Below are 26,300 nucleotides of genomic sequence, written 5' to 3' on the forward strand. Positions count from 1 at the left end.
CGATACCGCCCATGAAGCTTTCCGTCGCACCCGATGCCGCCGACAGCGCCGTGCTCACCGGCCTGCAGCCCATCGTTTCGCCAAAGACCGTCGTACTCATCCTCGGCAGCTTCCCCGGGGTCAAGTCGCTCGAGCGGCAGCAGTACTATGCACACCCTCAAAACCAGTTCTGGAAGATCCTGCAAGCCGTGTGGCCCGACATTCCCCTTCCCTCGGGCGCCGACAGCTACGGGTCGCGCTGCCGGTGGCTGCTCGATCGCGGCCTGGGCGTGTGGGACGTGTATGCCTCTTGCGAGCGCGAAGGCAGTCTCGACTCCGCCATCCGCGCGCCGGTGGCGAACGACATCGCCGGACTGCATCTGCCCAAGCTCGCGGCCATCGCCCATAACGGCGGCGAGAGCTTCAAGCATGCACGCCACACGCGCACGCTCGGCGTGCCGGTCTACCAGCTGCCTTCCACCAGTCCCGCCAACGCGTCGTGGAGCTTCGAGCGCAAGCTCGCTGCCTGGCGCGAGGTCCTGGCCGCCCACAATCTAGTCGTCTGATGGCATCGAGCAAAACCCCCGTCTCTCTTCCCGAAGTCAATTTCTCCGACTGGGGCGATATCCGTTATCTGCACCTGGGCACCGAATGGGTCCAGGGCTCCATGAAGATCGACGCGCCCTTCGAGATCGAGCTCGAGTACGTGCAGCGCATGATGGCCTGGCTGCTGTTCGCCGACGGCAAGACCGTGGCCAGCCGCCACGCGATGCAACTGGGCCTCGGCGCGGCCACGCTCACCAAGTTCAGCCGCAAGATCCTGCGCATGCGCACCACCGCGATCGAGCTCAACCCGCAGGTGGTGTCGGCCTGCCGCGGCTGGTTCAAGCTGCCGGCCGACGACCCGAAGCTGCGCGTGGTGATCGCCGATGCCGCGGCCGAAATCCGCAAGCCCGAATGGCACGGCACGGTCGACGCGCTGCAGGTCGACCTGTACGACCACGAGGCCGCGGCGCCCGTGCTCGACAGCGAAGACTTCTATGCCGACTGCCGCGCGCTGCTCACCGATGACGGTTGCATGACCGTCAACCTTTTCGGCCGCTCGTCGAGCTACGAGCGCAGCCTCGAGAAGATCGCGAATGCCTTCGGCGAGGATGCCGTGTGGGCCTTCAAGCCGACGCGCGAAGGCAACACGGTGGTGCTTGCGCAGCGCACACCGAGCCGCCCGAAGCGCGAGGTGCTTGCCGAGCGCGCCCAAACGATCCAGACTCGATGGGGCTTGCCCGCGCCCAAATGGTTGCGGGTGTTCAAACCCCAGAACTCGACACTCACCCGAACCACCGGCTCATGAGCGCTGTACCCGCTGCTTCCGCCCCCGCCTCGCTGGCCGCGCGCCACGAAGGCCCGCTCGATCTGCGGCGCCTGATCGAATGGCTCGCCAGCGACGGCATGATCTCTCCGGTCGAAGCCAAGCGCACCATTGCGCGCTGCGCCCAGGCCGAGAGCCGGCAGGCACCGCTGGTGCGCCTGGCCAACGTGGCGATGACCCGCGAGAGCGACGGCAAGCCGCTCGACCTGGAAATGCTCACGCAGTGGCTCGCGGGCCGCGCGGGGCTCACTTACCTGCGCATCGATCCGCTCAAGGTCGACGTGGGCAAGGTGGCCGACACCATGAGCGCGGCTTACGCCGAGCGCCACAAGGTGCTGCCGGTGCAGGTGCTGCCCAACGAAGTGGTGGTGGCCACGGCCGAGCCCTTTCTCACCGACTGGATCGCCGAGGTCGAACGGCAGGCGCGCCGTTCGGTGCGGCGCGTGGTCGCCAACCCGGCCGACATCCAGCGCTACACGGCCGAGTTCTTCGCGCTCGCGAAGTCGGTGCGCGCCGCGCAGAAGGCCGGCGGCAATACCGGCGGCGCGAGCTTCGAACAACTGGTCGAGCTGGGCAAGAGCAACAAGCAGCTCGACGCCAACGACCAGAGCGTGGTGCAGGTGGTCGACTGGCTGTGGCAATACGCCTTCGACCAGCGCGCGAGCGACATCCACCTGGAGCCGCGCCGCGAGCAGGGCGTGATCCGCTTTCGCATCGACGGCATCCTGCATCCGGCCTACCAGATGCCGATGGGCGTGATGAACGCGATGGTCGCGCGCATCAAGCTGCTCGGCCGCATGGACGTGGTCGAGAAGCGCCGTCCGCTCGACGGCCGCATCAAGACCCGCAACATGCGCGGCGACGAAGTCGAAATGCGCCTGTCGACCCTGCCGACTGCCTTCGGCGAAAAGATGGTCATGCGGATCTTCGACCCCGACACCGCGGTGAAGGACCTCGACGCGCTGGGCTTCGCGCAGCATGACGCGCAGCGCTGGGAACAGCTCGTCACGCGGCCCAACGGCATCATCCTGGTGACCGGGCCCACGGGCTCGGGCAAGACCACCACGCTGTACTCCACGCTCAAGCGCGTGGCGACCGAAGAGGTCAACGTGAGCACGGTCGAAGACCCGATCGAAATGATCGAGCCGTCGTTCAACCAGACGCAGGTGCAGCCGCAGCTCGACTTCGGCTTCACCGAAGGGCTGCGCGCATTGATGCGGCAGGACCCGGACATCATCATGGTCGGCGAAATCCGCGACCTTGCCACCGCCGAGATGGCGGTGCAGGCCGCGCTCACCGGCCACCTGGTGTTCAGCACGCTGCACACCAACGACGCGCCGAGCGCCATCACGCGGCTGATGGAGCTGGGCGTGCCGTCGTACCTCATCAACGCGGTGATGCTGGGCGTGCTGGCGCAGCGGCTGGTGCGCACGCTGTGCCCGCACTGCAAGCAGCCCGACGACACCGTCACGCGCGAGAGCCTGGAAACCATCGTCAAGCCGTGGCAGATCACGGGCTCGGTGCGCGCTTACAAGCCGGTGGGCTGTGTCGACTGCCGCATGACCGGCTACATGGGCCGCATGGGGCTCTATGAACTGCTGAGCATCAGCGAGTCGTTCAAGACGCAGGTGACGAAGGAGCCCAACCTGGCGGGCCTGCGACGCCAGGCGGTGATCGACGGCATGCGTCCGCTGCGGCTGGCCGGCGCGCTGCGCGTGGCCGAAGGCGTGACCACCATCGAGGAAGTGCTGAGCGCCACGCCGCCGCTCGAATAAGCTATAGGGCCGCCCCCAAAGGACGGTCAAGGACCTTGAGGCCTTTCGGGTTATCCCTAGTCCTCCGGTTAGTGGAACCCACATCAGCCTGACCAGAGGCTGACTCCACAATCGCCTCCATCGAAAATGTTCGAGGAGATCGGTTGTGAAAATCAAAAGTCAGAAAGACTTTTTCTCGGGTCTGATGTTCACGGTTGTGGGTGTGGCGTTCGCATGGGGCGCCACCACTTACAGCGTGGGCAGCGGCGCCCGCATGGGTCCGGGTTATTTCCCGTTGATGCTGGGCATCCTCATGGCCCTCATCGGCCTGGGGATCATGTTCAGCGGGCTCACCGTTGAAACCAACGACGGCGAAAAGATCGGCAAGTGGGCCTGGAAGCAGGTGGTGTTCATCCTGGGCGCCAACCTCGCATTCGGCATCCTGCTCGGCGGCCTGCCGAGCATCGGCGTGCCGGCCATGGGCATGATCATCGCCATCTACGCGCTGGTGCTCATCTCGAGTCTCGCGGGCAACGAGTTCGACCTGAAGAAGGTGCTCGCTCTCGCGACTGTCCTGGCCGTGGGCAGCTACGTTGCATTCATCTGGGCGCTGAAGCTCCAGATCCAGGTCTGGCCGACCTTCATCACCGGCTGAGAAGAAAGCTGCTCACATCATGGAATTGGTTGAACACCTCTCGATGGGTTTTGGCGTTGCCTTTACCTTCACCAACCTGCTGTACTGCCTGGTCGGCTGTATTCTGGGCACGCTGATCGGCGTGCTCCCCGGCATCGGCCCGGTCGCGACCATCGCGATGCTGCTGCCCGCCACCTACGCGCTGCCGCCCGTGTCGGCACTGATCATGCTGGCCGGCATCTACTACGGCGCGCAGTACGGCGGCTCCACCACCGCGATTCTGGTGAACCTGCCTGGCGAATCCTCGTCGGTGGTGACCGTGATCGACGGCTACCAGATGGCGCGCAAGGGCCGTGCGGGCCCGGCACTCGCGGCAGCGGGCCTGGGCTCGTTCTTCGCGGGTTGCGTGGGTACGCTGATCCTGGCTGCTTTCGCACCGCCGCTCACCGAGCTGGCCTTCAAGTTCGGCCCGGCCGAGTACTTCTCGCTGATGATCCTGGGCCTGATCGGCGCCGTGGTGCTGGCTTCGGGCTCGCTGCTCAAGGCCATCGCGATGATCGTGCTGGGCCTGCTGCTCGGCCTGGTCGGCACCGACGTGAACTCGGGCGTGGCGCGCTACAGCTTCGACATTCCGGAGCTGACCGACGGCATCGGCTTCGTGGCCATCGCCATGGGCGTGTTCGGCTACGGTGAAATCATCGCCAACCTCTCGCGTCCGGACGACGAGCGCGAAGTGTTCACCGCCAAGGTCTCGGGCCTGTTCCCGACCAAGGAAGACTTCAAGCGCATGACGCCCGCCGTGCTGCGTGGCACCGCGCTGGGTTCGGCACTGGGCATCCTGCCCGGCGGCGGCGCACTGCTGGCGGCCTTCGCGGCCTACACCATCGAGAAGAAGACCAAGCTGAAGCCGGGCGAAGTGCCCTTCGGCAAGGGCAACATCCGCGGCGTGGCGGCTCCCGAGTCGGCCAACAACGCCGGTGCGCAGACCTCCTTCATCCCGCTGCTGACGCTGGGCATTCCGCCCAACGCCGTGATGGCGCTGATGGTGGGTGCGATGACCATCCACAACATCCAGCCCGGCCCGCAGGTGATGACCAGCAACCCGGAACTGTTCTGGGGCCTGATCGCCTCGATGTGGATCGGCAACGCGATGCTGATCATCCTGAACCTGCCGCTGATCGGCATGTGGATCAAGCTGCTGTCGGTGCCCTACAAGTACCTGTTCCCGGCCATCGTGCTGTTCTGCGCGATCGGCGTGTACTCGACCAACAACAACACCTTCGACGTGTGGATGGTGGGCATCTTCGGTCTGGTGGGCTACATGTTCTTCAAGCTCGGATGCGAACCCGCGCCGCTGCTGCTGGGCTTCATCCTGGGCCCGATGATGGAAGAGAACCTGCGCCGCTCGCTGCTGCTGTCGCGTGGCGACTGGAGCGTGTTCGTCACGCGTCCGCTGTCGGCGGGCCTGCTGGCCGCCGCCGCGCTGCTGCTGATCATCGTGCTGCTGCCCGCAGTCAAATCAAAGCGTGAAGAAGCCTTCGTCGAGGACTGATCCAGTCTCCGCGCTTCATTGAAATCGACGGCACCTTCGGGTGCCGTTTTTCATTGGCGGGCCGGTTCAGGCCTTCGCCGCCCGCGGCGGTTTCATGTGCTGCCGCGCCATCGCCAGGAAAGCCATCGCCGCCGGGCTCAGCGGATGCTTGGCCAGCCGTATGGCGACCACCGGGTATTCGAGCGTGGGCCGCGTCACGGCCACGGCGCGCAGGTTGGCCGGCATCAGCACTTCCACATAGCGCGGCGCCAGCGCCACGCCCGCGCCCGCCTGGATCAGTCCGAACGCGGTCGACAGCATCGACACGTGGTGCACCACATGGGGATAGACGTTGGCCGCGCTCGCGAGCTGGCGGCTCACGGCGCGCCAGACGTTGGCGTCGGGGTTGACGTGGATGAAGGGCAGCCCCTCCAGGTGGCGGGCCTCGACCGTGGCGTGTTGCGCCAGCGGATGGTCGTCGCGCACGAACAGCGCCATGCGTTCGGAGAACAGCGGCTCGGTCGCGAGTTCGGAATGCTTCTGACCGATGTCCGAGCCGAAGCCCAGGTCGGCCTCCTGCGAGAGGATGCGCGAGATCATCTGCTCGGCCGTGCTGTCGAGCAGGGTGGTCGCGAGCGTCGGGTGCTTCTGCGAGAAGCGGCCGAGCAGCGGCGGCAGCAGGGCACCGGCCGTGAGATGGCCCACCGCCAGCACGATGCGGCCTTCGCGCAGCTGCGACTGCGAGCGGCAGGCGCCCACGGATTCGTCGATCAGCCGCAGCGCGCGCACGGCGGTGTCGACCATCATCTGGCCCGCGTTGGTCATGCGGATGCGGCGCCCGCGCACCACCAGCGGCTGCGCCAGTTCTTCCTCCAGCCGCTTGATCAGGTGGCTGATGGCCGGCTGGGTGAGCTGAAGCGCCTCGGCCGCCAGGGTGAAGCTGCCTGTTTCGGCCACGGCCGTCAGCGCCCGCAACTGCTGCAGCGAAATCTCTTCAGCGGCGCCTCTTGTCATAAGCGTTACTCATAGTTGAATAAGCGAAATTATCTGGCTTGATGCACCGCTGCTGCATAGCATCCTTTTTTCTTCCACAGGCACAGAATTCCGCACATGAAACGCCTCCGCTTCCTCCAGGTGCTTGCCGTTGCGCTCGGCATGGCCGCGTCTTCCGCCGCCCTGGCCCAGGGCTATCCGAACAAGCCGATCCGCCTGATCGTGCCGTTCCCGGCGGCCGGTGCCACCGACCTGTTCGCGCGCACGCTGGGACAGAAGATGAGCGAGAAGCTCGGCACCACCCTGGTGGTCGACAACAAGCCCGGCGCCGGCGGCGCCATCGGCTCCGACCAGGCCGCCAAGGCCGCGCCCGACGGCTACACCATCCTGCTGGCCACCACCAGCACGCACTCCATCGGCCCGGCCATCAACAAGCTGCCCTACGACACGGTGCGCGACTTCACGCCCATCGCCCACGTGGGCGACGCGGCCAGCATCATGCTGGTGCCGGTGAACTCCCCGGCCAAGACGGTGCGCGAGTGGATCGACTACGCCAAGAAGAACCCCGGCAAGCTCAACTACGCATCGAGCGGCAACGGCACCATCGTGCAGCTCACGGCGGAACTGTTCAAGGCGCAGGCCGGCGTGTTCGTCACGCACATTCCCTACAAGGGCACGGCGCTGGCCATTCCCGACCTGATCAGCGGCAAGGTCGACGTGCTGTTCGACTCGCTGCCCACCGGCATGCCGCACGTGCGCGACGGCCGCCTGCGCGCGCTGGGTGTGACCTCGCTCAAGCGCAGCCCGCTGGCGCCCGAGCTGCCGCCCATTGCCGACACGCTGCCGGGCTACGAGTCGAACACCTGGTTCGGCTTCTACGGTCCGAAGAACCTGCCGGCGGACATCGTTGCGAAGATCAACAAGGCCGCGAACGACTCGCTGGCCGACCCCGAAGTGAAGGAAAAGCTCGCGCGCCTGGGCATCGAGCCCGCCGCGCCGGGCACGCCCGATCAGTTCGCAAAAATGGTGGCCATTGATGCCGCCAAGTGGAAAAAGATCGTCGTGGATCGCAAGATCACCAACGAATAAAGAAGAGAAAGAAGAGCACGCTCAAATGAACTTCGACTTCAACAACCCCTACCTCTCGACCCGCATCCCGATCTTCGCGCGCAACGTGGTGTCGACCTCGCACCCGCTGGCTTCGCAGGCCGGGCTGCGCATCCTGCAGCAGGGCGGCAATGCGGTCGACGCGGCCATCGCCACCGCGGCGGTGATGACGCTGGTCGAGCCTGTGAGCAACGGCCTGGGCAGCGACGCCTTCTGCATCCTGTGGGACGGCAAGGAGCTGCACGGCCTCAACGCCTCGGGCCCGGCGCCCAAGGCCTGGACGCCCGAATACTTCAAGGCCAAGTACGGCGCCGACGCCGCCACGCCGCCCATGCGCGGCATCGACTCGGTCACCGTGCCGGGCGCGGTGCGCGGCTGGGTGGCGCTGAGCGAGCGCTTCGGCAAGCTGCCCTTCGCCGACCTGCTGGCACCGGCCATCGACATCGCCGAGCGCGGCTACCTCGTGCCGCCGGTGGTCCAGGGCAAGTGGGCCGCCGCCACGCCGGTGCTGCAGTCGCAGCCGGGCTTCGCGCAGACCTTCCTGCCCTGGGGCCGTGCGCCCGAGGTGGGCGAGCTGTTCCGCTTCACGGCCGCCGCGCGCGCGCTCAAGGCCATCGCCCGCACCAAGGGCGAGGCCTACTACAGCGGGGAGATCGCCGAGGCGCTGGCCAAGTTCTCGGCCGAGCAGGGCGGCGCGCTCACGGTGGCCGATCTCTCGGCCTACCAGCCCGAGTGGGTCAAGCCCATCTCGCGCGACTATCGCGGCCACACGCTGCACGAGATTCCGCCGAACGGCCAGGGCATCGCCGCGCTGATCGCGCTGGGCATTCTCGAGAAGTTCGACATCGCCTCGCTGCCGGTCGATTCGGTGCAGTCGCAGCATCTGCAGATCGAGGCCATGAAGCTGGCCTTCGCCGACGTGTACCGCTACGTGTCGGAGCGCAAGACGATGGAAGTCACGACCGAGCAGATGCTCGACGACGCCTACCTCGCTTCTCGCGCGCGCCTCATCGACCCGAAGAAGGCGCAGGACTTCAAGGCCGGCAACCCGGTGAAGGGCGGCACCATCTACCTCACGGCCGCCGACGAGAGCGGCATGATGGTGAGCTTCATCCAGAGCAACTACATGGGCTTCGGCTCGGGCTGCGTGGAGCCGGAGTTCGGCATCAGCCTGCAGAACCGCGGCCACGGCTTCAGCCTGAAAGCCGAGAGCCCGAACGTGGTGGCGCCGGGCAAGCGCCCGTTCCACACCATCATCCCGGCCTTCCTCACCAAGGACGGCCAGCCGGTCATGAGCTTCGGCGTGATGGGCGGCAACATGCAACCGCAGGGCCACATGCAGACGCTGGTGCGCATGCTCGACTACAAGCAGGGCCCGCAGGTCGCCTGCGACGCGCCGCGCTGGCGCTTCAACGCGGGGCTGGAGATCAACGTCGAGGCCGCGATGAACGCCAACACCGTGCAGGGCCTGCGCGACCTGGGCCATCACCTGGACGTGATCAACGACTCGTACCAGGACTTCGGCGCCGGCCAGTTCATCTGGCGCGCGGGCGAGCCCTCGGTGGAAGGCTACGTGGCCGCGAGCGATCCGCGCCGCGACGGCGTGGCTGCCGGCTATTGAGCAAAAGCCAAGGGTTTGAGCTTGCCGCGATGATCGGGGGATGAACAAGACAGCCGCGACGGCCGGCATCCCCTCTCGACCCTCCCATGACGCCGCCAGGAAGGGCGTCGCAACCGGCCTGATCCTTGCCACGCTGGGCGCCATCGCGTTCAGCGGCAAGGCCATCATCGTCAAGCTCGCGTACCGCTACGGCGTGGACGCGGTGACGCTCATCATGCTGCGCATGCTGTTCGCGCTGCCGCTGTTCGCGGTCATGGCATGGTGGGCCGGGCGCGGCAAGCCGCCGCTCACCACGCGCGACTGGTTCGGCGTCGTCGGGCTCGGCTTCTCGGGCTACTACCTCGCGAGCTTTCTCGACTTCGCGGGGCTGGCGTACATCTCGGCCAGCTTCGAGCGGCTCATTCTTTATCTCAACCCGACGCTGGTGCTGTTCTTCGGCTGGCTGATGTACCGGCGCCGCCCGACGCGGCCGCAGGTGCTCGGCATGGTCGTGAGCTATGCCGGCGTGCTGCTGGTGTTCGGCCACGAACTGTGGAGCGGCGCCGGCGGCAAGGGTGGCGGCGCGGCGGCCTGGGGCGCGTTCCTGGTGTTCCTGAGCGCCGTGAGCTATGCGGGCTACCTCGTCTACAGCGGCGAGTTCGTCAAGCGGCTGGGTTCGCTGCGGCTCGTGGGCTTGGCGACCACCGTGGCCTGCGTGCTGTGCATCCTGCAGTTCGTGCTGACGCGGCCGATGAGCACGGCCTTCGCGCTCGCGCCCGAGGTCATCTGGCTGTCGGTGCTCAACGCCACGCTGTGCACCGCGGTGCCCGTCCTCATGGTGATGATGGCCATCGAGCGCATCGGGCCCGCCACGGCCGCGCAAACCGGCATGATCGGGCCGCTGTCGACCATCCTCATGGGGGTGGTGATACTCGGCGAGCCGTTCACGCCGTGGATCGCGGCCGGCACCGTGCTCGTCATCGCGGGCATTTTCGTTTTCACGCGCAAGGGGCGCTGAGCCCCTTGCCGGACTCACTGGAGAAACAAGACATGGATCTGGGTATTGCTGGAAAGACCGCGCTGGTGTGCGGCGCGAGCAAGGGGCTGGGCTACGGCTGCGCAGAGGCGCTGGTGCGCGAGGGCGTGAACGTGGTGATCGTGGCGCGCGGCGCCGAGGCGCTCGAAGCCGCCGCGAAGAAGCTGGCCGAGGCCGCTGGTGCTTCCGGCCCCTTCGTGAAGCACGTGGCCGCCGACATCACCACCGAAGCCGGTCGCGCCGCCGTGTTCGCGCTGGGCCATGACTTCGACATCGTCGTCACCAACGCCGGCGGCCCGCCGCCCGGCGACTTCCGCAACTGGGACCGCGAGGCCTGGATCAAGGCGGTGGATGCCAACATGCTCACGCCCATCGAGCTCATCAAGGCCACGGTGGACGGCATGGCCAAGCGCGGCTTCGGGCGCATCGTGAACATCACGTCGAGCTCGGTGAAGTCGCCGATCGACATCCTGGGCCTGTCCAACGGCGCGCGCAGCGGCCTGACCGGCTTCGTGGCCGGCGTGGCGCGCACGCCCATCGCGGCGCAGGGCGTGACCATCAACAACCTGCTGCCCGGCTCGTTCGACACCGATCGCCTCAAGGGCACGATGGCCGGCGCCGCGCAGAAGACGGGCCAGGACTTCGACGCCGTGTGGGAAGCCCGCAAGAAGAACATTCCGGCCAAGCGTTTCGGCACCCCGGCCGAGTTCGGCGCCATCTGCGCCTTCCTGTGCAGCATGCAGGCGGGCTACATGACGGGCCAGAACGTTCTCGCCGACGGCGGCGCCTATCCGGGAACCTATTGAGCAGGGGCGGCGCTTTCAGCGCCGCGACGACACCACGATCCCGCCCACGATCAGCACGAATGCCGCGCCGTGGTACCAGTGCGGCAGCTCGCGCAGGAACGCGGCCGAGAGCACGGCCGCGAACAGCGGCGTGAGGTTCATGAAGATGCTCGCGGCCTGCGGGCCCGCGCGCTGCACGCCGGTGCCCCAGCAGCGGTAGGCCAGCACCGCGGGGCCGATGCCGATGAACAGCATGGCGGCAAGGAGCGGCCAGCCCAGGTCGATGTGCGCGTCGGTCAGCGTCCATTCGCCGGCCGCCAGCGCGCCCGACCATCCGATGCCGAACACCAGCTGCGCCATCAGGAAGGCCGACCAGTCCTGCCGCACGTCCTTGGGCTCGTGCGTGCGCGCCAGCATCCAGCTGTAGAAGGCCCATGCGATGGAGCCGAGGATCATGTAGAGGTCGCCCGGCACCAGCCGCAGCGCCATCAGCTGCCGCCATTCGCCGCGGCTGAGCACCAGCAGCACGCCCGCCATCGACAGCAGCGCGCCGCCCACCTCCCGCGCGCTGATGCGTGCACCAAAGAACAGCGCGCCGGTCGCCAGCATCCACAGCGGCACGCTGGAGCCCACCAGCGTGACGTTGATCGGCGTGGAGGTCTGCAGCGCGAGGTACTGGAATGCGTTGTAGAGGCCGATGCCGAGCAGGCCCAGCAGCGCATAGCGCCGCCAGTGCGGCCACAGCGGGCTGCCGCGGCGCAGCACCGGCGCGGCCAGCGGCAGCACGATCAGGAACGCGATGACCCAGCGCACGAAGTTCAGCGTGAGCGGCGACACCAGCTCGCGCACCAGGCGCCCGACCACGGCGTTGCCGGCCCAGAGCAGCGGCGGCACCACGAGCAGGAAAACGGTCAGGGGCGTGAGGCGCTGCGGCTGTGTCTGCATGGGCGTCGACTCTAACGGCCGGCAATGCCCCGTGCTGTCGCGGAAAAGGCAAACATGGCAGGATGCGCCTCTTCTTTTTCCCAGCGCCTGGAGACAGCCATCATGAAGAGCAAAGCCGTTCGTATCGACCGCCCCGGCGGCCCTGAAGAACTGAAGATCGTCGAAGTCGATGTCGGCGAACCCGGCCCCGGCGAGATCCGCATCCGCCACAAGGCGGTGGGCCTGAACTTCATCGACACCTACCAGCGCAGCGGGCTCTACCCCTTCGCGATGCCGCTGCAACTCGGCATGGAAGCCTCGGGCATCGTCGAGGCGGTGGGCGAGGGCGTGACGCACCTGAAGGCGGGCGACCGCGCCGCCTACGCGAGCCCGCCGCCCGGCGCTTACTGCGAGCTGCGCGTGATGCCGGCCAAGTGCGTGTGCAAGCTGCCCGACGACATCTCCTTCGAGACCGGCGCGGCCATGATGCTCAAGGGCCTCACCACGCAGTACCTGCTGAAGAAGACGCTGCCGGCCGAAGGCCTGCAGGCCGGCGACTTCATCCTGTTCCACGCGGCCGCGGGCGGCGTGGGCCTCATTGCCTGCCAGTGGGCCAAGGCGCTGGGCCTGCAGCTCATCGGCACCGCCGGCAGCGACGCCAAGTGCAAGCTGGCGCTGGCGCATGGCGCGGCGCACGCCATCAACTACAGCACCGAGAACTTCGCGGCGCGGGTGAAGGAAATCACCGGCGGCAAGGGCGTGAAGGTGGTGTACGACTCGGTGGGCAAGGACACCTTCGAAGGCTCGATCGACTGCCTGCGGCCCTTCGGCCTGCTGGCGGTGTTCGGCAACGGCTCGGGCCCGGTGCCGCCGGTGAACCTGGGCACGCTCGCGTCGAAGGGTTCGCTGTACGTGACGCGTCCCACGCTCTTTACCCACATGTCCACGCGCGAGAGCACGCAGGCCATGGCCGACGACCTGTTCGCGGTGGTGCAGAGCGGCGCGGTGAAGATCCCGATCGACCAGCGCTATGCCCTGGACGACGTGCAGCAGGCGCACCGTGATCTGGAAGCGCGCAAGACCACCGGCTGCACGATCCTCACGCTCTGACGCGGCAAACAAAAAGGGAGGGCAAGGCCAGCCTTGTCCTACCCGCGCAGGGGTGTCATGCCTTCGACTTGTGACTGGCGCACTTTGTAGCCTTGGCTCAAAGCTCAGAGGCAAAGCCGTCATGCACACCGTTCGCACCTACATCGTCGAAGACAACCCCACCATCCGAGAGAACCTGGTGGGCACACTGCGCGAGGTCGCGCGGGTAGACCCCATCGGCCAAGCCGAATCGGAGGCCGAGGGCATGCACTGGCTCACGCGCAACCCATCGCAGTGGGACTTGGCCATCATTGACCTGTTCCTGAAGGACGGCACCGGCTTCCGCGTGCTGGAAGCCTGCCGCGACCGGCATCCGATGCAGAAGATGGTGGTGCTGAGCAACTACGCCACGCCCGAGATGCGCCGAAAGTGCGCATTGCTGGGCGCCGACGCGGTGTTCGACAAGGCCACCGAGGTCGAAGACCTGATCGACTTCTGCGTGCGCCAGCGGCAGGCGCGCTTCAATCAGCCGGCTTCGTCGCCGGGGCGGGCGCCGCTGACGCACTGAGCGCGGCGGTTTCTCGCACGATGCCCCACACCCGCTCCGCGAGCGGCGACAGCGCCCGGTTGCGCCGGCGAATCAGCATGATCGCGCGCTGAACACGCGGCGCCAGGGGGCGCACCACCAGTTGCGGCAAGCCCTCAGGCGGCAGCGAAAGCTCCGGCATCACGCTGATGCCGATGCCCGCCTCGACCATGCGGAACACGGTGGTGGGGTGGCCGAGTTGTTGCTTCACTTCGCAATGCGCGCCGTGGCGCTCCAGCGCCTGGTCGATCAGCCGGCGGCTGCCCGAGGCGTGGTCGAGCAGCACCAGCGATTCGCCGTCGAGCGCAGCCCAGCGCACCGACGCCTTCCGCGCGAGCCGGTGCGCGGGGGGCACCACCAGCACGAAGGGGTCGTCGAGGATCGCCTCGCAATGCAGGTCGTCGGCTTCCGAGGGCTCGATCACCACGCCGAAGTCCACCTCGCCGCTGCGCACGCTGTCCAGCACGTCCTGCTGGATGCGGTCGAGCAGCAGAAACTGGATGCCCGGGGCCTGCACCGCGCAACTGGCAATGCAGCCGGGCATCAGGTTGGCCGAGAGCGTGGGGCTGCTCGCCACCCGCACCTTGCCGCCGCGCGCGCTGGCAAGGCCGGCCACGTCCTGCAGGGTCTGGTCGAGGTCGTCGAGCACGCGGTCGAGCCGGGCCGCGAGCGACTGGCCGGCTTCCGTCAACACCACCTCGCGGGTGGTGCGGTCGAGCAGCTTCAGGCCGAGCTGCGACTCCAGTTCCGAAATCGAACGGCTGACGGCCGGCTGGCTCAGGCCGACCTGGTCGCCGGCACGGCTGAAATTGCGCCCCTCGGCCACCGAGCGGAAGACGCGGAGCTGACGAAGCGTGATATTCATGCGCTCGAATCATATATCCATCAGATAAATCCATTTCTCTTTTGAATCGCATCGGCGTCCAATGCGTTCCATGGCCCGTTCACGCTTCCTCCCCGACAACTTCACGCTCGCGCTCGTCACGGTCGTGACCATCGCCAGCCTGCTGCCCGCCAGCGGGCGCGTCGCCCATTTCTTCGAAGGCCTGACCACGGTCGCCATCGGACTGCTGTTCTTCCTGCACGGCGCCAAGCTGTCGCGCGAGGCGATCATGGCGGGCATCACCCATTGGCGGCTGCACCTGCTGGTGTTCGCGAGCACCTTCGTCCTGTTCCCGGTGCTGGGCCTGGCGCTCAAGCCGGTGCTGTCGCCGCTGGTCACGCCCGATCTCTACATCGGCGTGCTGTTCCTGTGCGTGTTGCCCGCCACGGTGCAGTCGGCCATCGCCTTCACCGCGATGGCCCGGGGCAACATGCCGGCCGCCATCTGCAGCGCCTCGGCTTCCACGCTGCTGGGGGTGTTCGTCACGCCGGTGCTGGTGAATCTGGTGGTGCTGCCGCACAACGGCGGCGCGACTTCGTCCTTCGATTCGATCGGCCGCATCCTGCTGCAGCTGATGGTGCCGTTCCTGGCCGGCCACCTGCTGCGCCCGGTCATCGGCAAGTGGGTGCAGAAGCGCGCGGCGGTCCTCAAGTTCGTGGACCAGGGTTCGATCCTGCTGGTGGTCTACACCGCGTTCAGCGCGGCGGTGATCGAGGGGCTCTGGAAGCAGATTCCCATGAGCGCGCTGCTGGGCCTGCTGCTGGTGTGCGCAGTGCTGCTGGCCCTGGCGCTCACGCTCACGACGCTGATTGCGCGAAAGCTCGGCTTCGACACGGCCGACGAGATCACCATCGTCTTCTGCGGTTCCAAGAAGAGCCTCGCGAGCGGCATCCCGATGGCGAAGGTGCTGTTCGCATCGCACGCCGTGGGAGCCATCGTGCTGCCGCTGATGCTGTTCCACCAGATGCAGCTGATGGTGTGCGCGGTGCTGGCGCAGCGCTATGCGCGGCGCGGGCAGGACGCGGCCCCGGCATTGAAGGCCGCCGCGCAGAAGTAGTCTTTTCTCCCGGCGGAGGCCGTCAGCTCTCCGCCTGGCTTAGCTGGGGTTCCTTCAACCGGCTGGGCGCCAGCGCCCCGGCCGATTCCAGGATCGGATACGCGATCGAGCAGATGTGCGAGTTGATCCGCTTCAGGTCGCTGATCAGGTCGATGTGCAGCGAGCTGGTCTCGATGCTCAGCGTGGTCCGGTCGGACAGGCGGTCCAGGTGGGTGGTGGCGTAGGCGCGCTCCAGGTCTCGGAAGCGCACTTTTTCTTCCAGCAGCTTCTGCGCGTCCCGCACGTTGCCGTTCAGGAACACGCTCATGCTCAGCCGCAGGTTGGCGATCAGCCGCCCGTGCAGCTCCACGATCTCGGCCATGCCGGCTTCCGAGAAGTTGCGCTGCGGCTTGATCTTCTTGTCCTCGATGTCGATGATCACGCGCTCGATGATGTCGCCGATCTGCTCCATGTTGATCGTGAAGCTGATGATGTCGGTCCAGCGCCGGCTTTCTTCTTCGCCCAGCGCCTCGCGCGAGATGCGCGTCATGTAGTACTTGATGGCCGAGTACAGCTCGTCCACCGTGTCGTCGAGCTGTCGCAGCTCCTGCGCCAGCCGCAGGTCGTTGTGGCGGATCACGTCGAGCGTGCCGATCAGCATGGTCTCCACGATGTCGGCCTGGTGCAGCGCCTCGCGCGCCGCGTTCGAGATGGCCAACGAAGGCGTGGAAAGCGCAGACGGATCGAGGTGATGCAGCCGCGTGGTGCCGGCCGGCTGCTGCGGCACCGGCAGCAGCCGCGTCACCAGCTTGGCCACCCATTGGGTGAGGCCGATGAAGCCCACGCTGATGACGATGTTGAAGGCCAGGTGGAAGAGCACCACGCCGTGCGCCTGGTTCGGCAGCTCGGGCTGCACGTAGCGGATCCACAGTCCGATGAAGGGCGCCACGATGGCCACGCCCAGCGCCTTGAACAGCAGGTTGCCGATCGTCACCTGCCGCACCGACACGGCCGACTTGGCCGTGGTCAGCACCGCCAGCAGGCCGCTGCCGAGGTTGGCGCCCAGCACCAGGCCCAGCGCCACGTCGAGCGGCACCACGTTCGAGGTGGCCATGGCCGCGACCAGCAGCACCACCGCGAGGCTCGAATAGGCAACGATGGCCAGCACCGCGCCGATGGTGATCTCGAGCAGCACGTCGCTGTTGAGCGAGGCCAGCAGCGCGCGCACGGCGGGCGAGGAGAACAGCGGCTCGGTGGCCTCCACCACCAGCTGCAGCGCCAGCAGCATGAGCCCCAGGCCGATCAGCACCCGCCCCACGCGCCCCGCCACCGAGGCCGAGCGCGTGATGAACAGCACCACGCCCACGAAGATGAACATCGGCGACAGCCACGACAGGTCGGCCGAGAACAGCACGGAAATCAGCGCGGTGCCCACGTCGGCGCCGCGCATCACCGCCAGCGCCGCCGGCAGCGTGACCAGGCCCTGCCCGACGAAGGACGAGGTCATGAGGGAGGTGGCCGTGCTCGATTGCACCAGGGCGGTCACGCCGATGCCCGAGAGGGCGGCGGTGAAGCGGTTGCGCATGCTCTGCACGAGGATCTTGCGCAGGTTGGCGCCGAATACGCGCAGCACGCCGGTACGGACAAGGTGCGTACCCCACACCAGCAATGCGACTGCCGCCAGCAGGTTCAATAGATGCTTCATGGGTGTCGGGTTCTATCCTTTTCGTTTTGGTTCGTTTTGACCCCATTTTCCACAAGATAGCGAATCAGTCGATAAGCGCCCCGTTGTCGTGGAAAGGATAAGGGCCTTCGAAGCTACCCGAGGCCGCCAGATGCGTCACCAGCCGGCGGTTGCGCGGCAGCCACGCATGCACCCGGAAGGCCGGCGGTTCCAGCGTCCAGGCCGAGGGCGCGTCGGGCGCGAGGTCGAGGCAGACCTGGTGGGCCTGCGCGGGCGAGGTCGAGGCGATGGTGCCGCCGAAACGCACGTCGATGGCGCGGTGCAGGTGACCGCAGATGATGCGCTCGACGTTGGGGTAGCGCGCGACCAGCGCCTCGAGCGCTTCCGAGCCCTGGAGCAGGCCGATTTCGTCCATGTGGCCGATCAGCGTCTCGAAGGGCGGGTGGTGCATGGCGATCACCACGGGCTCGCCCTGGCAGGCGTCGAGCTGGGCTTCGAGCCATGCCAGGCGCTTCTCGCACAGCGAGCCGTGGCTCGCGCCGGGCACGCAGGTGTCGAGCGTGAGCAGGCGCAGCGGGCCGACGCGCACCGAGTACTGGATGAAGCCGTCGGTGTCGGCGCCCGTGCCCAGGTAGGCGTGGCTGGGGAAGCTGCGGCGCAGCTGGTCGCGATCGTCGTGGTTGCCGGGCATCAGGTACACCGGCATGTTTAGCGGGGCCAGCAGGCGCGCGAGGTGCTCGTATTCGGCGGCGCGGCCAAAGTCGGTCAGGTCGCCGGTGACGACCACCGCGTCGGGCGGCTGGCGCAGCGCCAGCACCGACTGCACGGCGCGCTCCAGGTACGGCGCGGTGTCGATGCGGCCATAGGCCAGCCGGCCCGGCTCGCGGATGTGCAGGTCGGTCAGCTGGACCAGGAAGGTGGTGTCTTGGGGTGTGGTGGATGTCGTCATGCGTTGGAGGTCTCCTGCGACGTCATCAGGCGGTCGGGGTGGATGCGAAAGCCCACCGTGTCGCCTGGCTGGAAAGGATGGTCGCGCCCCACGTCGGCCACCAGCAACGGCTGGTCTTGCGCGAGCAGATGCAACTGCACGCGGTCGCCGAGGAAGGTGCGGCGCTCGACGATGCCGGCGGCCCAGTCGAGCTGGGGCGTGCCGACCTCGATGTCTTCGGGCCGCACCAGAAGCGTCGCATGGTCGCGCCAGGCGGGCGGGCAGGGCAGGGTCGTTCCGCCGAGCCGGACAACGCCCTGCGCGATGGCGTCGGCCTTGCGCTCCAGCCGGTTGACCCGGCCCAGGAACTCGGCCACGAAGGGGTGGGAGGGCGCGCGATACAGGTCTTCGCCGCGGCCCACCTGCACGATGCGGCCGGCGCGCATCACCGCGAGGCGGTCGGCAATGGCCAGCGCTTCCTGCTGGTCGTGCGTGACGTGGATGGCCGTGATGTGCAGCCGGCGCAGCAGCTCCGCCAGCTCGTCGCGCAGCGATTCCTTGAGCTTGGCGTCGAGCGCGGCCAGCGGCTCGTCGAGCAGCAGCACGCGCGGACGCACCGCCACGGCGCGCGCCAGCGCCACCCGCTGGCGCTGGCCGCCCGAAAGCTCGGCGGGACGCTTGTTCTCCAGGCCGCCCAGGCGCACCAGGTCGACCAGTTCGCCCACGCTGCGCTTCTCCTCTTCGGGCGATACGCCGCGAATGCGCAGGCCATAGCCGATGTTGGCCGCCACCGTCATCTGCGGAAAGAGGGCGTAGCTCTGGAACACCATGCCCACGCCGCGGTGCTCGACCGGGCGCTGCGTCACGTCCTGGTCGCCGAACACGATGCGGCTGCCCGCATCGGGCGATTCCAGCCCGGCGATCAGCCGCAGCAGCGTGGTCTTGCCGCAGCCCGAAGGCCCGAGCAGCGCCAGCACTTCGCCGGCTTCCACGCGCAGGTCGGTGGGCTGCAGGCCGCGCGTGCCGTCGGCATAGGTTTTTGCGCAGTTGGCGATGTCGATGGGGATGCGTTCAAGTTCCATGGCGTTTCTGCATCAGGTTGGCAAGGTACTGCAGGGCCCACAGCACCGGAAGGATCACGGCGAAGAAGACCAGCGTGTAGGCCGATCCGATCTCGATGCGCATCGAGGCATAGCTGTCGGCCAGCCCCACCGGCAGCGTGCGCGTGAGCGGCGTGTGCAGCATCCAGGTGAGGTTGAATTCGCCGACCGAGAGCGTGAACACCATCAGGCTACCGGCCACGATGGCGGGGAACACGGCCGGCACCAGGATGCCCATGAAGCGCTGGCGGAAATTCGCGCCCAGCGAGCGAGCGGCTTCCTCGAGCGCGAGCAGGTCGTCGCGCTCGAAGGCCGAGCTGACGGTGCGCACCATGAAAGGCAGCGTGAAGACGATGTGGCCCACGAGGATGAACGCGAAGCTCTGGCGGAAGGCGGTGAGCTGGCCGTAGGCGAGGATCAGCGCGAGCGCCGTGGCCAGGCCCGGCACCGCGACGGGCAGCGTCAGCAGCTCCTCGAAGATGCGCGCGGCGCGCGAGCGGCTGCGCGCGAGCGCATAGGCGCAGGGCACGCCGATGAGCACCGTGCCGATCACGCAGGCCACGGCCAGTGCCAGCGACCAGCCGACGGTGCCGCCATAGTTTTCCCACACCTCGCCGAGCCAGCGCAGCGTGAAGCCGCTCTTGAGCCCGACGCTGTAGTTGTTGACTAGGCCCGCCATGACCGACAGCAGCATCGGCGCGATCATGAAGAGGCTCACGATCAGCGTGACCGCGAGCAGGAAGGGCGCCTTGGCCTGGGTGTTTTTTCTTTGCATGGTGGCTGTGCCTGTGCCTCAGCGCGCGACGGGGTTCGCGCCGAAGCGGCGCGCCACGAACAGCACCAGCCAGGTCACGAGGCCCAGCGAGATCGACAGCGACGCGGCGAGCGCGAAGTTGGCGTAGTTGGTGAACTCGTTGTAGATGGTGATGGGAATGACCTCGAACTTGCTGGCCAGCGTGAAGGCGGTGCCGAAGGCGCCCATGGACGTGGCGAACAGGATCGCGCCGCAGGCCAGCGTGGTAGGCGCCAGTTCGGGCATCCACACGTCGCGCGCCACGCGCAGCCGCGAGGCGCCGAGCGAACGCGCGGCTTCCTCGAGCTGCGTGTTCATCGACTCGGCCGCCGCGGTGTAGGTGGCAATGGCGCGCGGCAGCGAGAAATAGAGGTACGCCAGGAACAGCCCGAGCAGGCCGTAGGCGAAGGTGATGCGCTGGCCGAACAGGCTGTCGCTCAGGTCCGCGACCACGCCTTGCCGCCCGCCCAGCAGGATCACGAAGAAGCCGATGATCACGCCCGGAAACGACAGCGGCAGCGTGAGCAGCGACAGCAGCACGCGCTTGCCGACGAAGGCATGGCGCGCCAGGTAGATGCCCACCGCAGCGCCCAGCACCAGCGTGGCGAGCGTGACTGCGATGGAGAGCACGACCGTGTTGGCCATGCTCGCGAGGTAGCGCGAATCGGTGAGCACGGCGAAATAGGTGGCCCAGCCCTTGTCCGCCGGCAGTGTCAGCAGGCGCACCACCGGCAACAGCCAGAAGGCCGCGAAGAACGCGACCGCGGGCGCGACGCAGGCCAGCAGGCGCCAGCGTGGGTTCCAGGCGTTGGAGGTGGTGGCTTGCGTCATCTCATGCAGTGCGGGTCAGCGCACTTCCTTCAGGTACTCGTCGGAGAAGGCCTTCTGCGCGGCGGCCATGCGGCCGTAGTCCACGCTCTTGGCGCGGGCGTATTCGCTGGCGGGCAGGAACTGGGCTTCGATTTCCTTGGGCATCGCGCTGGCGCGCACCGGCCGCAGATAAGCCTTGGCCCAGATGGCCTGGCCTTCGTCGGACAGCGTGAAGTCGAGCACCTTCTTGGCGTCCGCCGCGTGCGGGGCCTTGGCCACAAGGCTCATCACGTAGGGCACGGCCAGCGTGCCTTCGCTCGGGATCACGAACGCGACGTTGGCCTTGTCCTTGTACTTGGCGCGGTAGGCGTTGAAGTCGTAGTCGAGCAGGATCGCGATTTCGCCCGACAGCACGCGCGCGTACGAGGTCTGCTTCGGCACGATCGGCTCGTTCTTCTGCAGCGCCTTGAAGTAGTCGATGGCCGGCTTGAAGTTGTCGAGCGTGCCGCCGCGCGCTTCATTCACCGCGACCGCGCCGACGTAGCCGACGAAGGCCGAGGCCGGGTCGAGATAGCCGATCAGGCCCTTGTATTCGGGCTTGAGCAGGTCGGCCCACGACTTGGGAACCGGCTTGCCCTTGAGCGCGTCGACGTTGACCATGAAGCCGAGCGTGCCCGAATGGATGGTGAACCAGTTGCCGGCCGGGTCCTTCAGGCCGTCGGGAATGTCTTTCCAGGCGGCGGGCTTGTAGGGCTCGACCAGGCCGTCCTTGGCGGCCTGCACCGCGAAGGTCACGCCCAGGTAGGTGACGTCGGCCACGGGGCTGGCTTTTTCGGCCGCCATCTGCGCGAGAGACTGGCCCGAGTTCTTGTTGTCCGGCGGCACGGTGACGCCGGTCTTGGCCTTGATGGCCTTCAGCTGGGTGCCCCAGTCTGCCCATTCGGTCGGGCAGTTGTAGCAGATGGCGGTCTGGGCCATGGCGCTGCCGGCGGCGAGCGTGGCGGCGAGCAGGCCCAGGCGGGCCAGGCGATGGAAGCGAGAGGACATGCGGGAACTCCTTGAAGGATGAGTCGGAGAACGAGGGTTGAGGTCAGTAAGTCGCGGCGTTGTTGTCTTCGCGCGCCGAAGCGCACGACTCGCCGTCTCGGAAGGCATGGGGAAGCAGCAGGCTCGAATCGGCCTGCAGCGTGGTGCCGCCGGCAATGGCCTGGATCAGCAGCTCGACGCTTTGGCGGCCGATGTCGCTGTTGGGCTGCGCGATGGTGGTGAGCGCGGGCGTGAGGTCTTCGCCGAGCGCGATGCCATCGAAGCCGACGACGCTGAGGTCGTCGGGCACCGACAGGCCGCTGAGGTGCGCGGCGCGGATGCTGCGGATGGCCAGCAGGTCGTTCGAGCAGATCAGCGCGGTAGGGCGTTGGCGCACCCGCAGTTGGGCGGAGAGCGCGTCGATGGCGGTCTCGACGAAGGGCACTTCGATCAACGGCAGCACGTCGAGCCCGGTGTCGGCCATGCCCTTGAGGTAGCCGCGGTAGCGCTGCTGCGCGCGGTCGGACGCGGCCAGCGTGCCGCTGACCATGGCGATGCGCCGGTGCCCCAGCAGCACCAGCCGCGTGACCGCATCGGCCACCGCGCCTTCGCTGTCGACAGACACGCAGGGATGCTCCGCATGGCGGTTGTAGGCCAGCACATAGGGCACGCCGGCGGCCTGGAGCCGGGGCAGCGTGGCCGAGGTGGAGGGGTTGGACACCACGAGGATCAGTCCGTCGACGTTGCCCGCCAGGAGCAGGTGGACAGCGCGCTCTTCTTCGTCGAGTCGGTAGCCCGTGGTGACGGGAATGATCGCGTAGCCGCCCGCGACGGCGGCGCGCGCGATGCCCTGCAGGCATTCGGCGAAGGTCGGGTTCAGCAGCGTGGGCAGCACGATGCCGAGCACGCGGCTGCGTTGCGTGCGCAGGGTGCGCGCGCTGGCGTTCGGCAGGTAGTTGAGCTCCCGCGCCACGCGCTCCACCAGCTCGCGGGTGGCGGGCGTGACCTTGTCGGGAAAGTTGAATGCGCGCGAGACGGTGGCCACGGAGACCCCGGCTTTGGCTGCAACGGCTTGAATGCTCATCGTGCGGTGTTCATGTAATCGATTACATTGGAGCGCCGCAGTATGACTTTGTTATGACATTGCTCGAAAGCGGGGAGAAACCCGAAGGGCTTTGGCGAGGGTGGACGGACCCAAAGAAGAAGGGGCCCCGCGGGGCCCCTGAGAAAACCTACTTGCCCCGGCGAACCCGCCGGATCTCGTCCAGGATCAGGCAGATGGCCCCGAGAGTGATCGCGCTGTCCGCGGCATTGAACGCCGGGAAGTACCAGTTGCCGGCGTGGAAGCTCAGGAAGTCGACCACGTAGCCGTGCATCATCCGGTCGACCACGTTGCCCACGGCGCCGCCCAGGATGCAGGCCATGGAGAACGAAAACAGCTTCTGCCCCGCGTGCGACTTCAGCATCCACACGATGAACACCGCCGCTCCCACGCCGATGGCGGTGAACAGCCAGCGCTGCCAGCCCGAGTGGTCCGCGAGGAACGAGAACGCCGCCCCCGTGTTGTGCGCGCGCACGACGTTGAAGAAGCTCGTCACGTAGGTCGCGTCGCCGAGCTTGTAGTAGCCCAGGATCAGTGTCTTGGTGAACTGGTCGATGATCACGATGATCACCGCCAGCCCGAGCCAAGGCCAGATGCTGCCGCCGCGCGAGCGCGAGGCCGACATGGAGCGGGCGGCGGCCATCAGGCAAAGCTCCGCGATTCGCCGGCGCCGAACAGGTTGCTCGTGCAACGACCGCAGATCGTCGGATGGGCTGCGTCGTGGCCCACGTCGTCACGGTAGTGCCAGCAGCGTTCGCACTTCTGCGCGGCGCTCGGCGTCACCACCGTCGACAACGCCTCGCCTGCGGCCAGCGCGATGGCCGAGGTGATGAAGACGAACTTCAGGTCCTCGCCCAGCGAGCCCAGCAGCGCGAAGTCGTCGGCGGGGGCCGTCAGCTGCAGGTTGGCTTGCAGCGACGAGCCGACCTTGCCTTCGGCGCGCACGGCCTCGATGTCCTTGTTCACCACGTCGCGGATCTCGCGGATGCGGTTCCACTTGGCGAGCAGGGCCTCGTCGGGCGCGTCGAACTTGCTGTAGGTCTGCGTGAAGATCGATTCGCCCGGCTTGCCGGTGCCCACGAACTTCCAGGCCTCTTCGGCCGTGAAGCTCAGGAACGGCGCCATCCAGCGCAGCATGGCTTGCGAGATGTGCCACAGCGCCGTCTGCGCGCTGCGCCGTGCCAGCGAGCCCGGGGCCGTCGTGTAGAGGCGGTCTTTCAGGATGTCGAGGTAGAAGCCGCCCAGGTCTTCCGAGCAGTAGATCTGCAGCTTGGCAACCACCGGGTGGAATTCGTACACCTTGTAGTGCGCGAGGATCTCGGCCTGGAACTGCGCGGCGCGCGACAGCGCATAGCGGTCGATCTCGAACAGCTGGTCGAGCGGCACGCCGTCTTTCTCGATGTCGAAGTCGCTGGTGTTCGCGAGCAGGAAGCGCAGCGTGTTGCGGATGCGGCGGTAGGCGTCGACCACGCGGGCGAGGATCTTGTCGTCGCCGGCGATGTCGCCTGAATAGTCGCTCGCGGCCACCCACAGGCGGATGATTTCCGAGCCCAGCTTGTTGCTGATTTCCTGCGGGTCGATGCCGTTCTTGAGCGACTTGCTCATCTTGATGCCCTTGGCATCCACCGTGAAGCCGTGCGTCAGCAGGCCGCGGTAGGGCGCGCGGTCTTCCAGCGCGCAGGCGATGAGCAGCGACGAGTGGAACCAGCCGCGGTGCTGGTCGTGGCCTTCGAGGTACAGGTCGGCTTCGGGCCCTGTGTCGTGGTGGACCGTGGGGTGCGTGCCGCGCAGCACGTGGGAGAAGGTCGAGCCGGAGTCGAACCAGACCTCGAGGATGTCGGTGCTCTTGGTGTAGTGCGGTGCGTCTTCGGCGCCGAGGATTTCCTCGACCGTGACGCGGCTCCAGGCCTCGATGCCGCCTTTTTCGACGATGTCGGCGGCCTGGTCGAGGATTTCCATGGTGCGCGGATGCAGCTCGCCCGAATCCTTGTGCAGGAAGAACGGGATCGGCACGCCCCAGCTGCGCTGGCGGCTGATGCACCAGTCGGGGCGGCCGGCGATCATGTCGTGCAGGCGCGCCTTGCCGTTCTCGGGGTAGAAGCTGGTCTGCTCGATGGCGTCGAGCGCGGTCTGGCGCAGCGTCTTGGGCGCCTTGTCCTTGGTGAACACGCCTTCGCCCTCGTCCATGCGCACGAACCACTGCGCCGCGGCGCGGTAGATCACCGGCGTCTTGTGGCGCCAGCAGTGCGGGTAGCTGTGGGTGATGGTCTCGGTGGTCAGCAGGCGGTTGGCGTCGCGCAGCGCGGCGACGATGACCGGCACGGCCTTCCAGATGTTCTGGCCGCCGAACAGCGGGAAGTCGGGCGCATAGCTGCCGTTGCCCTGCACCGGGTTCAGGATGTCGTCGTACGCCACGCCGTGGGCGATGCAGGAGTTGAAGTCGTCCACGCCGTAGGCGGGCGAGGAGTGCACCAGGCCCGTGCCGTCGGTGGCGGTGGCGTAGTCGGCCAGGTAGATGGGCGACAGGCGCTTGTAGCCGGCGTCCACGTCGTAAAGCGGATGCTCGAATTCGAGGCCGCCGAGCTTCTCGCCCTTGACCGTGGCCAGCACCTTGCCGTCGAGCGCATAGCGCGTCATGCACATCTCGACCAGCGAGTTGGCCAGGATCAGCAGGCCGCGCTCGGTGTCAACCAGCGAGTACTCGAGCTCGGGGTTGAGGTTGATCGCCTGGTTGGCGGGGATGGTCCAGGCGGTGGTGGTCCAGATCACCGCGAAGATGTCGCCCAGGATCGTGTGGTCGGTGCCGAAGGCCTTGAGCACCTTCTCGCGCTCGTGCGCCTTGAAGGCGACGTCGATGGTCTGGCTCTTCTTGTCGGCGTATTCGATCTCGAATTCGGCCAGCGAGGAGCCGCAGTCGAAGCACCAGTACACGGGCTTGAGGCCGCGGTAGACGAAGCCGCGCTCGATCACGCGCTTGAACGCGCGCAGCTCGCCGGCCTCATTGGCGAAGTCCATGGTCTTGTAGGGATGGTCCCATTCGCCCAGCACGCCCAGGCGCTGGAAGTCGGCCATCTGCTGGGCGATCTGCCCGGTGGCGAAGGCGCGGCTCTTGGCCTGCATCTCGTCGCGGCTCAGGTTGCGGCCGAACTGCTTTTCGATGGCGTTCTCGATCGGCAGGCCGTGGCAGTCCCAGCCGGGCACGTAGAGCGCGTCGTAGCCTTCGAGCTGGCGCGCCTTGGTGATCATGTCCTTGAGGATCTTGTTCACCGCGTGGCCCATGTGGATCTGGCCGTTGGCGTACGGCGGGCCGTCGTGCAGGATGAACTTGGGCGCGCCGTGGCGGGCGTCGCGCAGGCGGTGGTAGCGGCCTTCGTCGTTCCATTCCTTCACCCAGCCCGGTTCGCGCTTGGGCAGGTCGCCGCGCATCGGGAAGGGGGTGTCGGGCAGGTTCAGCGTGGAACGGTAATCTTTGGTGGAAGCGGCGTCAGACATGTTGGGGTGCGAAGCGGAAGGCTTCTAGGGGGCTTCGACAGGCTCAGCCCGAACTGCAT

Annotated in this window: 24 protein-coding genes; 12 read left to right on the plus strand and 12 right to left on the minus strand. The window is 67.2% G+C overall.

The window, feature by feature from the left end:
• Window positions 1-11 precede the first annotated feature (11 nt).
• From L3V85_RS09450 to L3V85_RS09470, 5 genes are all read left to right on the plus strand, one after another.
• A complete protein-coding gene (locus tag L3V85_RS09450; RefSeq protein WP_237679054.1) occupies window positions 12-545 on the plus strand; it encodes a DNA-deoxyinosine glycosylase in 534 nt (177 codons plus the stop codon).
• The gene (locus L3V85_RS09455; protein WP_237679055.1) at window positions 545-1,330 is read left to right on the plus strand and encodes a spermidine synthase; all 786 of its coding nucleotides are present in this window, start codon (window positions 545-547) and stop codon (window positions 1,328-1,330) included. The genes L3V85_RS09450 and L3V85_RS09455 overlap by 1 nt, the downstream gene beginning before the upstream one ends.
• Complete coding sequence (locus L3V85_RS09460) at window positions 1,327-3,123, plus strand: GspE/PulE family protein (protein WP_237679056.1); 1,797 nt, start codon at window positions 1,327-1,329, stop codon at window positions 3,121-3,123. The genes L3V85_RS09455 and L3V85_RS09460 overlap by 4 nt, the downstream gene beginning before the upstream one ends.
• Before the next feature lie 145 nt (window positions 3,124-3,268).
• Window positions 3,269-3,757: a tripartite tricarboxylate transporter TctB family protein gene (locus L3V85_RS09465; RefSeq protein ID WP_237679057.1), complete on the plus strand. Its 489-nt coding sequence runs from the start codon at window positions 3,269-3,271 to the stop codon at window positions 3,755-3,757.
• 19 nt (window positions 3,758-3,776) lie between these two features.
• A complete protein-coding gene (locus tag L3V85_RS09470) occupies window positions 3,777-5,288 on the plus strand; it encodes a tripartite tricarboxylate transporter permease (RefSeq protein ID WP_237679058.1) in 1,512 nt (503 codons plus the stop codon).
• A 66-nt stretch (window positions 5,289-5,354) separates the two neighbouring features.
• Here the strand turns inward: L3V85_RS09470 and L3V85_RS09475 are convergent, their stop codons facing one another.
• Window positions 5,355-6,281, minus strand: a complete 927-nt coding sequence (locus L3V85_RS09475; protein WP_237679059.1) for a LysR family transcriptional regulator — start codon at window positions 6,279-6,281, stop codon at window positions 5,355-5,357.
• Between the two features lie 96 nt (window positions 6,282-6,377).
• On the opposite strand from L3V85_RS09475, the gene L3V85_RS09480 reads away from it, so the two are divergent.
• Genes L3V85_RS09480 through L3V85_RS09495 form a run of 4 tightly spaced genes read left to right on the plus strand, consistent with a single transcriptional unit; the run spans window position 6,378 to window position 10,809 of the window.
• Window positions 6,378-7,349, plus strand: a complete 972-nt coding sequence (locus L3V85_RS09480) for a Bug family tripartite tricarboxylate transporter substrate binding protein (RefSeq protein WP_237679060.1) — start codon at window positions 6,378-6,380, stop codon at window positions 7,347-7,349.
• Window positions 7,350-7,374: 25 nt separating this feature from the next.
• Window positions 7,375-8,988, plus strand: a complete 1,614-nt coding sequence (locus L3V85_RS09485) for a gamma-glutamyltransferase family protein (RefSeq protein WP_237679061.1) — start codon at window positions 7,375-7,377, stop codon at window positions 8,986-8,988.
• Window positions 8,989-9,028: 40 nt separating this feature from the next.
• The gene (locus L3V85_RS09490; RefSeq protein ID WP_237679062.1) at window positions 9,029-9,985 is read left to right on the plus strand and encodes a DMT family transporter; all 957 of its coding nucleotides are present in this window, start codon (window positions 9,029-9,031) and stop codon (window positions 9,983-9,985) included.
• Window positions 9,986-10,017: 32 nt separating this feature from the next.
• Window positions 10,018-10,809 (plus strand): SDR family oxidoreductase, encoded by a 792-nt coding sequence (locus tag L3V85_RS09495; protein WP_237679063.1) that lies wholly within the window; start codon window positions 10,018-10,020, stop codon window positions 10,807-10,809.
• A gap of 15 nt (window positions 10,810-10,824) precedes the next feature.
• Here the strand turns inward: L3V85_RS09495 and L3V85_RS09500 are convergent, their stop codons facing one another.
• Window positions 10,825-11,733, minus strand: coding sequence for a DMT family transporter (locus L3V85_RS09500; protein ID WP_237679064.1), 909 nt, complete (start codon window positions 11,731-11,733; stop codon window positions 10,825-10,827).
• A gap of 102 nt (window positions 11,734-11,835) precedes the next feature.
• Between L3V85_RS09500 and L3V85_RS09505 the strand changes: the two genes are divergently transcribed.
• Both L3V85_RS09505 and L3V85_RS09510 read left to right on the plus strand, forming a co-directional pair.
• On the plus strand, window positions 11,836-12,822 hold the full coding sequence (locus tag L3V85_RS09505) for a quinone oxidoreductase family protein (protein WP_237679065.1): 987 nt from the start codon (window positions 11,836-11,838) through the stop codon (window positions 12,820-12,822).
• 121 nt (window positions 12,823-12,943) lie between these two features.
• Window positions 12,944-13,369: a response regulator gene (locus L3V85_RS09510; protein ID WP_237679066.1), complete on the plus strand. Its 426-nt coding sequence runs from the start codon at window positions 12,944-12,946 to the stop codon at window positions 13,367-13,369.
• On the opposite strand, the gene L3V85_RS09515 is transcribed toward L3V85_RS09510, so the two are convergent.
• Window positions 13,323-14,252 (minus strand): LysR family transcriptional regulator, encoded by a 930-nt coding sequence (locus tag L3V85_RS09515; RefSeq protein WP_237679067.1) that lies wholly within the window; start codon window positions 14,250-14,252, stop codon window positions 13,323-13,325. The genes L3V85_RS09510 and L3V85_RS09515 overlap by 47 nt on opposite strands.
• A gap of 70 nt (window positions 14,253-14,322) precedes the next feature.
• Here L3V85_RS09515 and L3V85_RS09520 point away from each other — a divergent pair, with 70 nt between their 5' ends.
• Complete coding sequence (locus tag L3V85_RS09520) at window positions 14,323-15,327, plus strand: bile acid:sodium symporter family protein (protein WP_237679068.1); 1,005 nt, start codon at window positions 14,323-14,325, stop codon at window positions 15,325-15,327.
• Between the two features lie 22 nt (window positions 15,328-15,349).
• Here the strand turns inward: L3V85_RS09520 and L3V85_RS09525 are convergent, their stop codons facing one another.
• The 9 genes from L3V85_RS09525 to ileS all read right to left on the minus strand — a co-directional run bounded on the left by L3V85_RS09525 (window position 15,350) and on the right by ileS (window position 26,241).
• On the minus strand, window positions 15,350-17,011 hold the full coding sequence (locus tag L3V85_RS09525; protein WP_237679069.1) for a Na/Pi cotransporter family protein: 1,662 nt from the start codon (window positions 17,009-17,011) through the stop codon (window positions 15,350-15,352).
• A 64-nt stretch (window positions 17,012-17,075) separates the two neighbouring features.
• Window positions 17,076-17,939, minus strand: a complete 864-nt coding sequence (locus L3V85_RS09530) for a phosphodiesterase (protein WP_237679070.1) — start codon at window positions 17,937-17,939, stop codon at window positions 17,076-17,078.
• Window positions 17,936-19,000: an ABC transporter ATP-binding protein gene (locus tag L3V85_RS09535; protein ID WP_237679071.1), complete on the minus strand. Its 1,065-nt coding sequence runs from the start codon at window positions 18,998-19,000 to the stop codon at window positions 17,936-17,938. Before L3V85_RS09535 ends, L3V85_RS09530 begins: the two co-directional genes overlap by 4 nt.
• Window positions 18,990-19,793: an ABC transporter permease gene (locus tag L3V85_RS09540; protein ID WP_237679072.1), complete on the minus strand. Its 804-nt coding sequence runs from the start codon at window positions 19,791-19,793 to the stop codon at window positions 18,990-18,992. Before L3V85_RS09540 ends, L3V85_RS09535 begins: the two co-directional genes overlap by 11 nt.
• 18 nt (window positions 19,794-19,811) lie before the next feature.
• Complete coding sequence (locus L3V85_RS09545; protein WP_237679073.1) at window positions 19,812-20,642, minus strand: ABC transporter permease; 831 nt, start codon at window positions 20,640-20,642, stop codon at window positions 19,812-19,814.
• Between the two features lie 15 nt (window positions 20,643-20,657).
• Entirely contained in the window at window positions 20,658-21,668 is a 1,011-nt protein-coding gene (locus L3V85_RS09550; RefSeq protein WP_237679074.1) for an ABC transporter substrate-binding protein, read from the minus strand.
• Between the two features lie 43 nt (window positions 21,669-21,711).
• Window positions 21,712-22,731 carry a LacI family DNA-binding transcriptional regulator gene (locus L3V85_RS09555; RefSeq protein WP_237679075.1) on the minus strand — a complete coding sequence of 340 codons (1,020 nt, stop codon included), beginning with the start codon at window positions 22,729-22,731 and terminating at the stop codon, window positions 21,712-21,714.
• Window positions 22,732-22,879: 148 nt separating this feature from the next.
• Complete coding sequence (gene lspA, locus L3V85_RS09560) at window positions 22,880-23,392, minus strand: signal peptidase II (protein ID WP_237679076.1); 513 nt, start codon at window positions 23,390-23,392, stop codon at window positions 22,880-22,882.
• Window positions 23,392-26,241, minus strand: a complete 2,850-nt coding sequence (gene ileS, locus L3V85_RS09565) for an isoleucine--tRNA ligase (RefSeq protein ID WP_237679077.1) — start codon at window positions 26,239-26,241, stop codon at window positions 23,392-23,394. The genes lspA and ileS overlap by 1 nt, the downstream gene beginning before the upstream one ends.
• Window positions 26,242-26,300 lie beyond the last annotated feature (59 nt).

Origin of the sequence: Variovorax paradoxus, from assembly GCF_022009635.1 — a bacterium.
GTDB lineage: Bacteria > Pseudomonadota > Gammaproteobacteria > Burkholderiales > Burkholderiaceae_C > Variovorax.

Excerpts from the sequence above, each read along its gene's own strand:
- L3V85_RS09515 (WP_237679067.1), bottom strand. The coding sequence starts at position 14,252 with ATGAATATCACGCTTCGTCAGCTCCGCGTCTTCCGCTCGGTGGCCGAG.
- L3V85_RS09555 (WP_237679075.1), bottom strand. The coding sequence starts at position 22,731 with ATGAGCATTCAAGCCGTTGCAGCCAAAGCCGGGGTCTCCGTGGCCACC.
- L3V85_RS09500 (WP_237679064.1), bottom strand. The coding sequence starts at position 11,733 with ATGCAGACACAGCCGCAGCGCCTCACGCCCCTGACCGTTTTCCTGCTC.
- L3V85_RS09480 (WP_237679060.1), top strand. The coding sequence starts at position 6,378 with ATGAAACGCCTCCGCTTCCTCCAGGTGCTTGCCGTTGCGCTCGGCATG.
- L3V85_RS09525 (WP_237679069.1), bottom strand. The coding sequence starts at position 17,011 with ATGAAGCATCTATTGAACCTGCTGGCGGCAGTCGCATTGCTGGTGTGG.
- ileS (WP_237679077.1), bottom strand. The coding sequence starts at position 26,241 with ATGTCTGACGCCGCTTCCACCAAAGATTACCGTTCCACGCTGAACCTG.
- L3V85_RS09485 (WP_237679061.1), top strand. The coding sequence starts at position 7,375 with ATGAACTTCGACTTCAACAACCCCTACCTCTCGACCCGCATCCCGATC.
- L3V85_RS09530 (WP_237679070.1), bottom strand. The coding sequence starts at position 17,939 with ATGACGACATCCACCACACCCCAAGACACCACCTTCCTGGTCCAGCTG.
- L3V85_RS09475 (WP_237679059.1), bottom strand. The coding sequence starts at position 6,281 with ATGACAAGAGGCGCCGCTGAAGAGATTTCGCTGCAGCAGTTGCGGGCG.
- L3V85_RS09535 (WP_237679071.1), bottom strand. The coding sequence starts at position 19,000 with ATGGAACTTGAACGCATCCCCATCGACATCGCCAACTGCGCAAAAACC.
- L3V85_RS09460 (WP_237679056.1), top strand. The coding sequence starts at position 1,327 with ATGAGCGCTGTACCCGCTGCTTCCGCCCCCGCCTCGCTGGCCGCGCGC.
- lspA (WP_237679076.1), bottom strand. The coding sequence starts at position 23,392 with ATGGCCGCCGCCCGCTCCATGTCGGCCTCGCGCTCGCGCGGCGGCAGC.
- L3V85_RS09505 (WP_237679065.1), top strand. The coding sequence starts at position 11,836 with ATGAAGAGCAAAGCCGTTCGTATCGACCGCCCCGGCGGCCCTGAAGAA.
- L3V85_RS09510 (WP_237679066.1), top strand. The coding sequence starts at position 12,944 with ATGCACACCGTTCGCACCTACATCGTCGAAGACAACCCCACCATCCGA.
- L3V85_RS09470 (WP_237679058.1), top strand. The coding sequence starts at position 3,777 with ATGGAATTGGTTGAACACCTCTCGATGGGTTTTGGCGTTGCCTTTACC.
- L3V85_RS09550 (WP_237679074.1), bottom strand. The coding sequence starts at position 21,668 with ATGTCCTCTCGCTTCCATCGCCTGGCCCGCCTGGGCCTGCTCGCCGCC.
- L3V85_RS09540 (WP_237679072.1), bottom strand. The coding sequence starts at position 19,793 with ATGCAAAGAAAAAACACCCAGGCCAAGGCGCCCTTCCTGCTCGCGGTC.
- L3V85_RS09455 (WP_237679055.1), top strand. The coding sequence starts at position 545 with ATGGCATCGAGCAAAACCCCCGTCTCTCTTCCCGAAGTCAATTTCTCC.
- L3V85_RS09495 (WP_237679063.1), top strand. The coding sequence starts at position 10,018 with ATGGATCTGGGTATTGCTGGAAAGACCGCGCTGGTGTGCGGCGCGAGC.
- L3V85_RS09520 (WP_237679068.1), top strand. The coding sequence starts at position 14,323 with ATGGCCCGTTCACGCTTCCTCCCCGACAACTTCACGCTCGCGCTCGTC.
- L3V85_RS09450 (WP_237679054.1), top strand. The coding sequence starts at position 12 with ATGAAGCTTTCCGTCGCACCCGATGCCGCCGACAGCGCCGTGCTCACC.
- L3V85_RS09545 (WP_237679073.1), bottom strand. The coding sequence starts at position 20,642 with ATGACGCAAGCCACCACCTCCAACGCCTGGAACCCACGCTGGCGCCTG.
- L3V85_RS09490 (WP_237679062.1), top strand. The coding sequence starts at position 9,029 with ATGAACAAGACAGCCGCGACGGCCGGCATCCCCTCTCGACCCTCCCAT.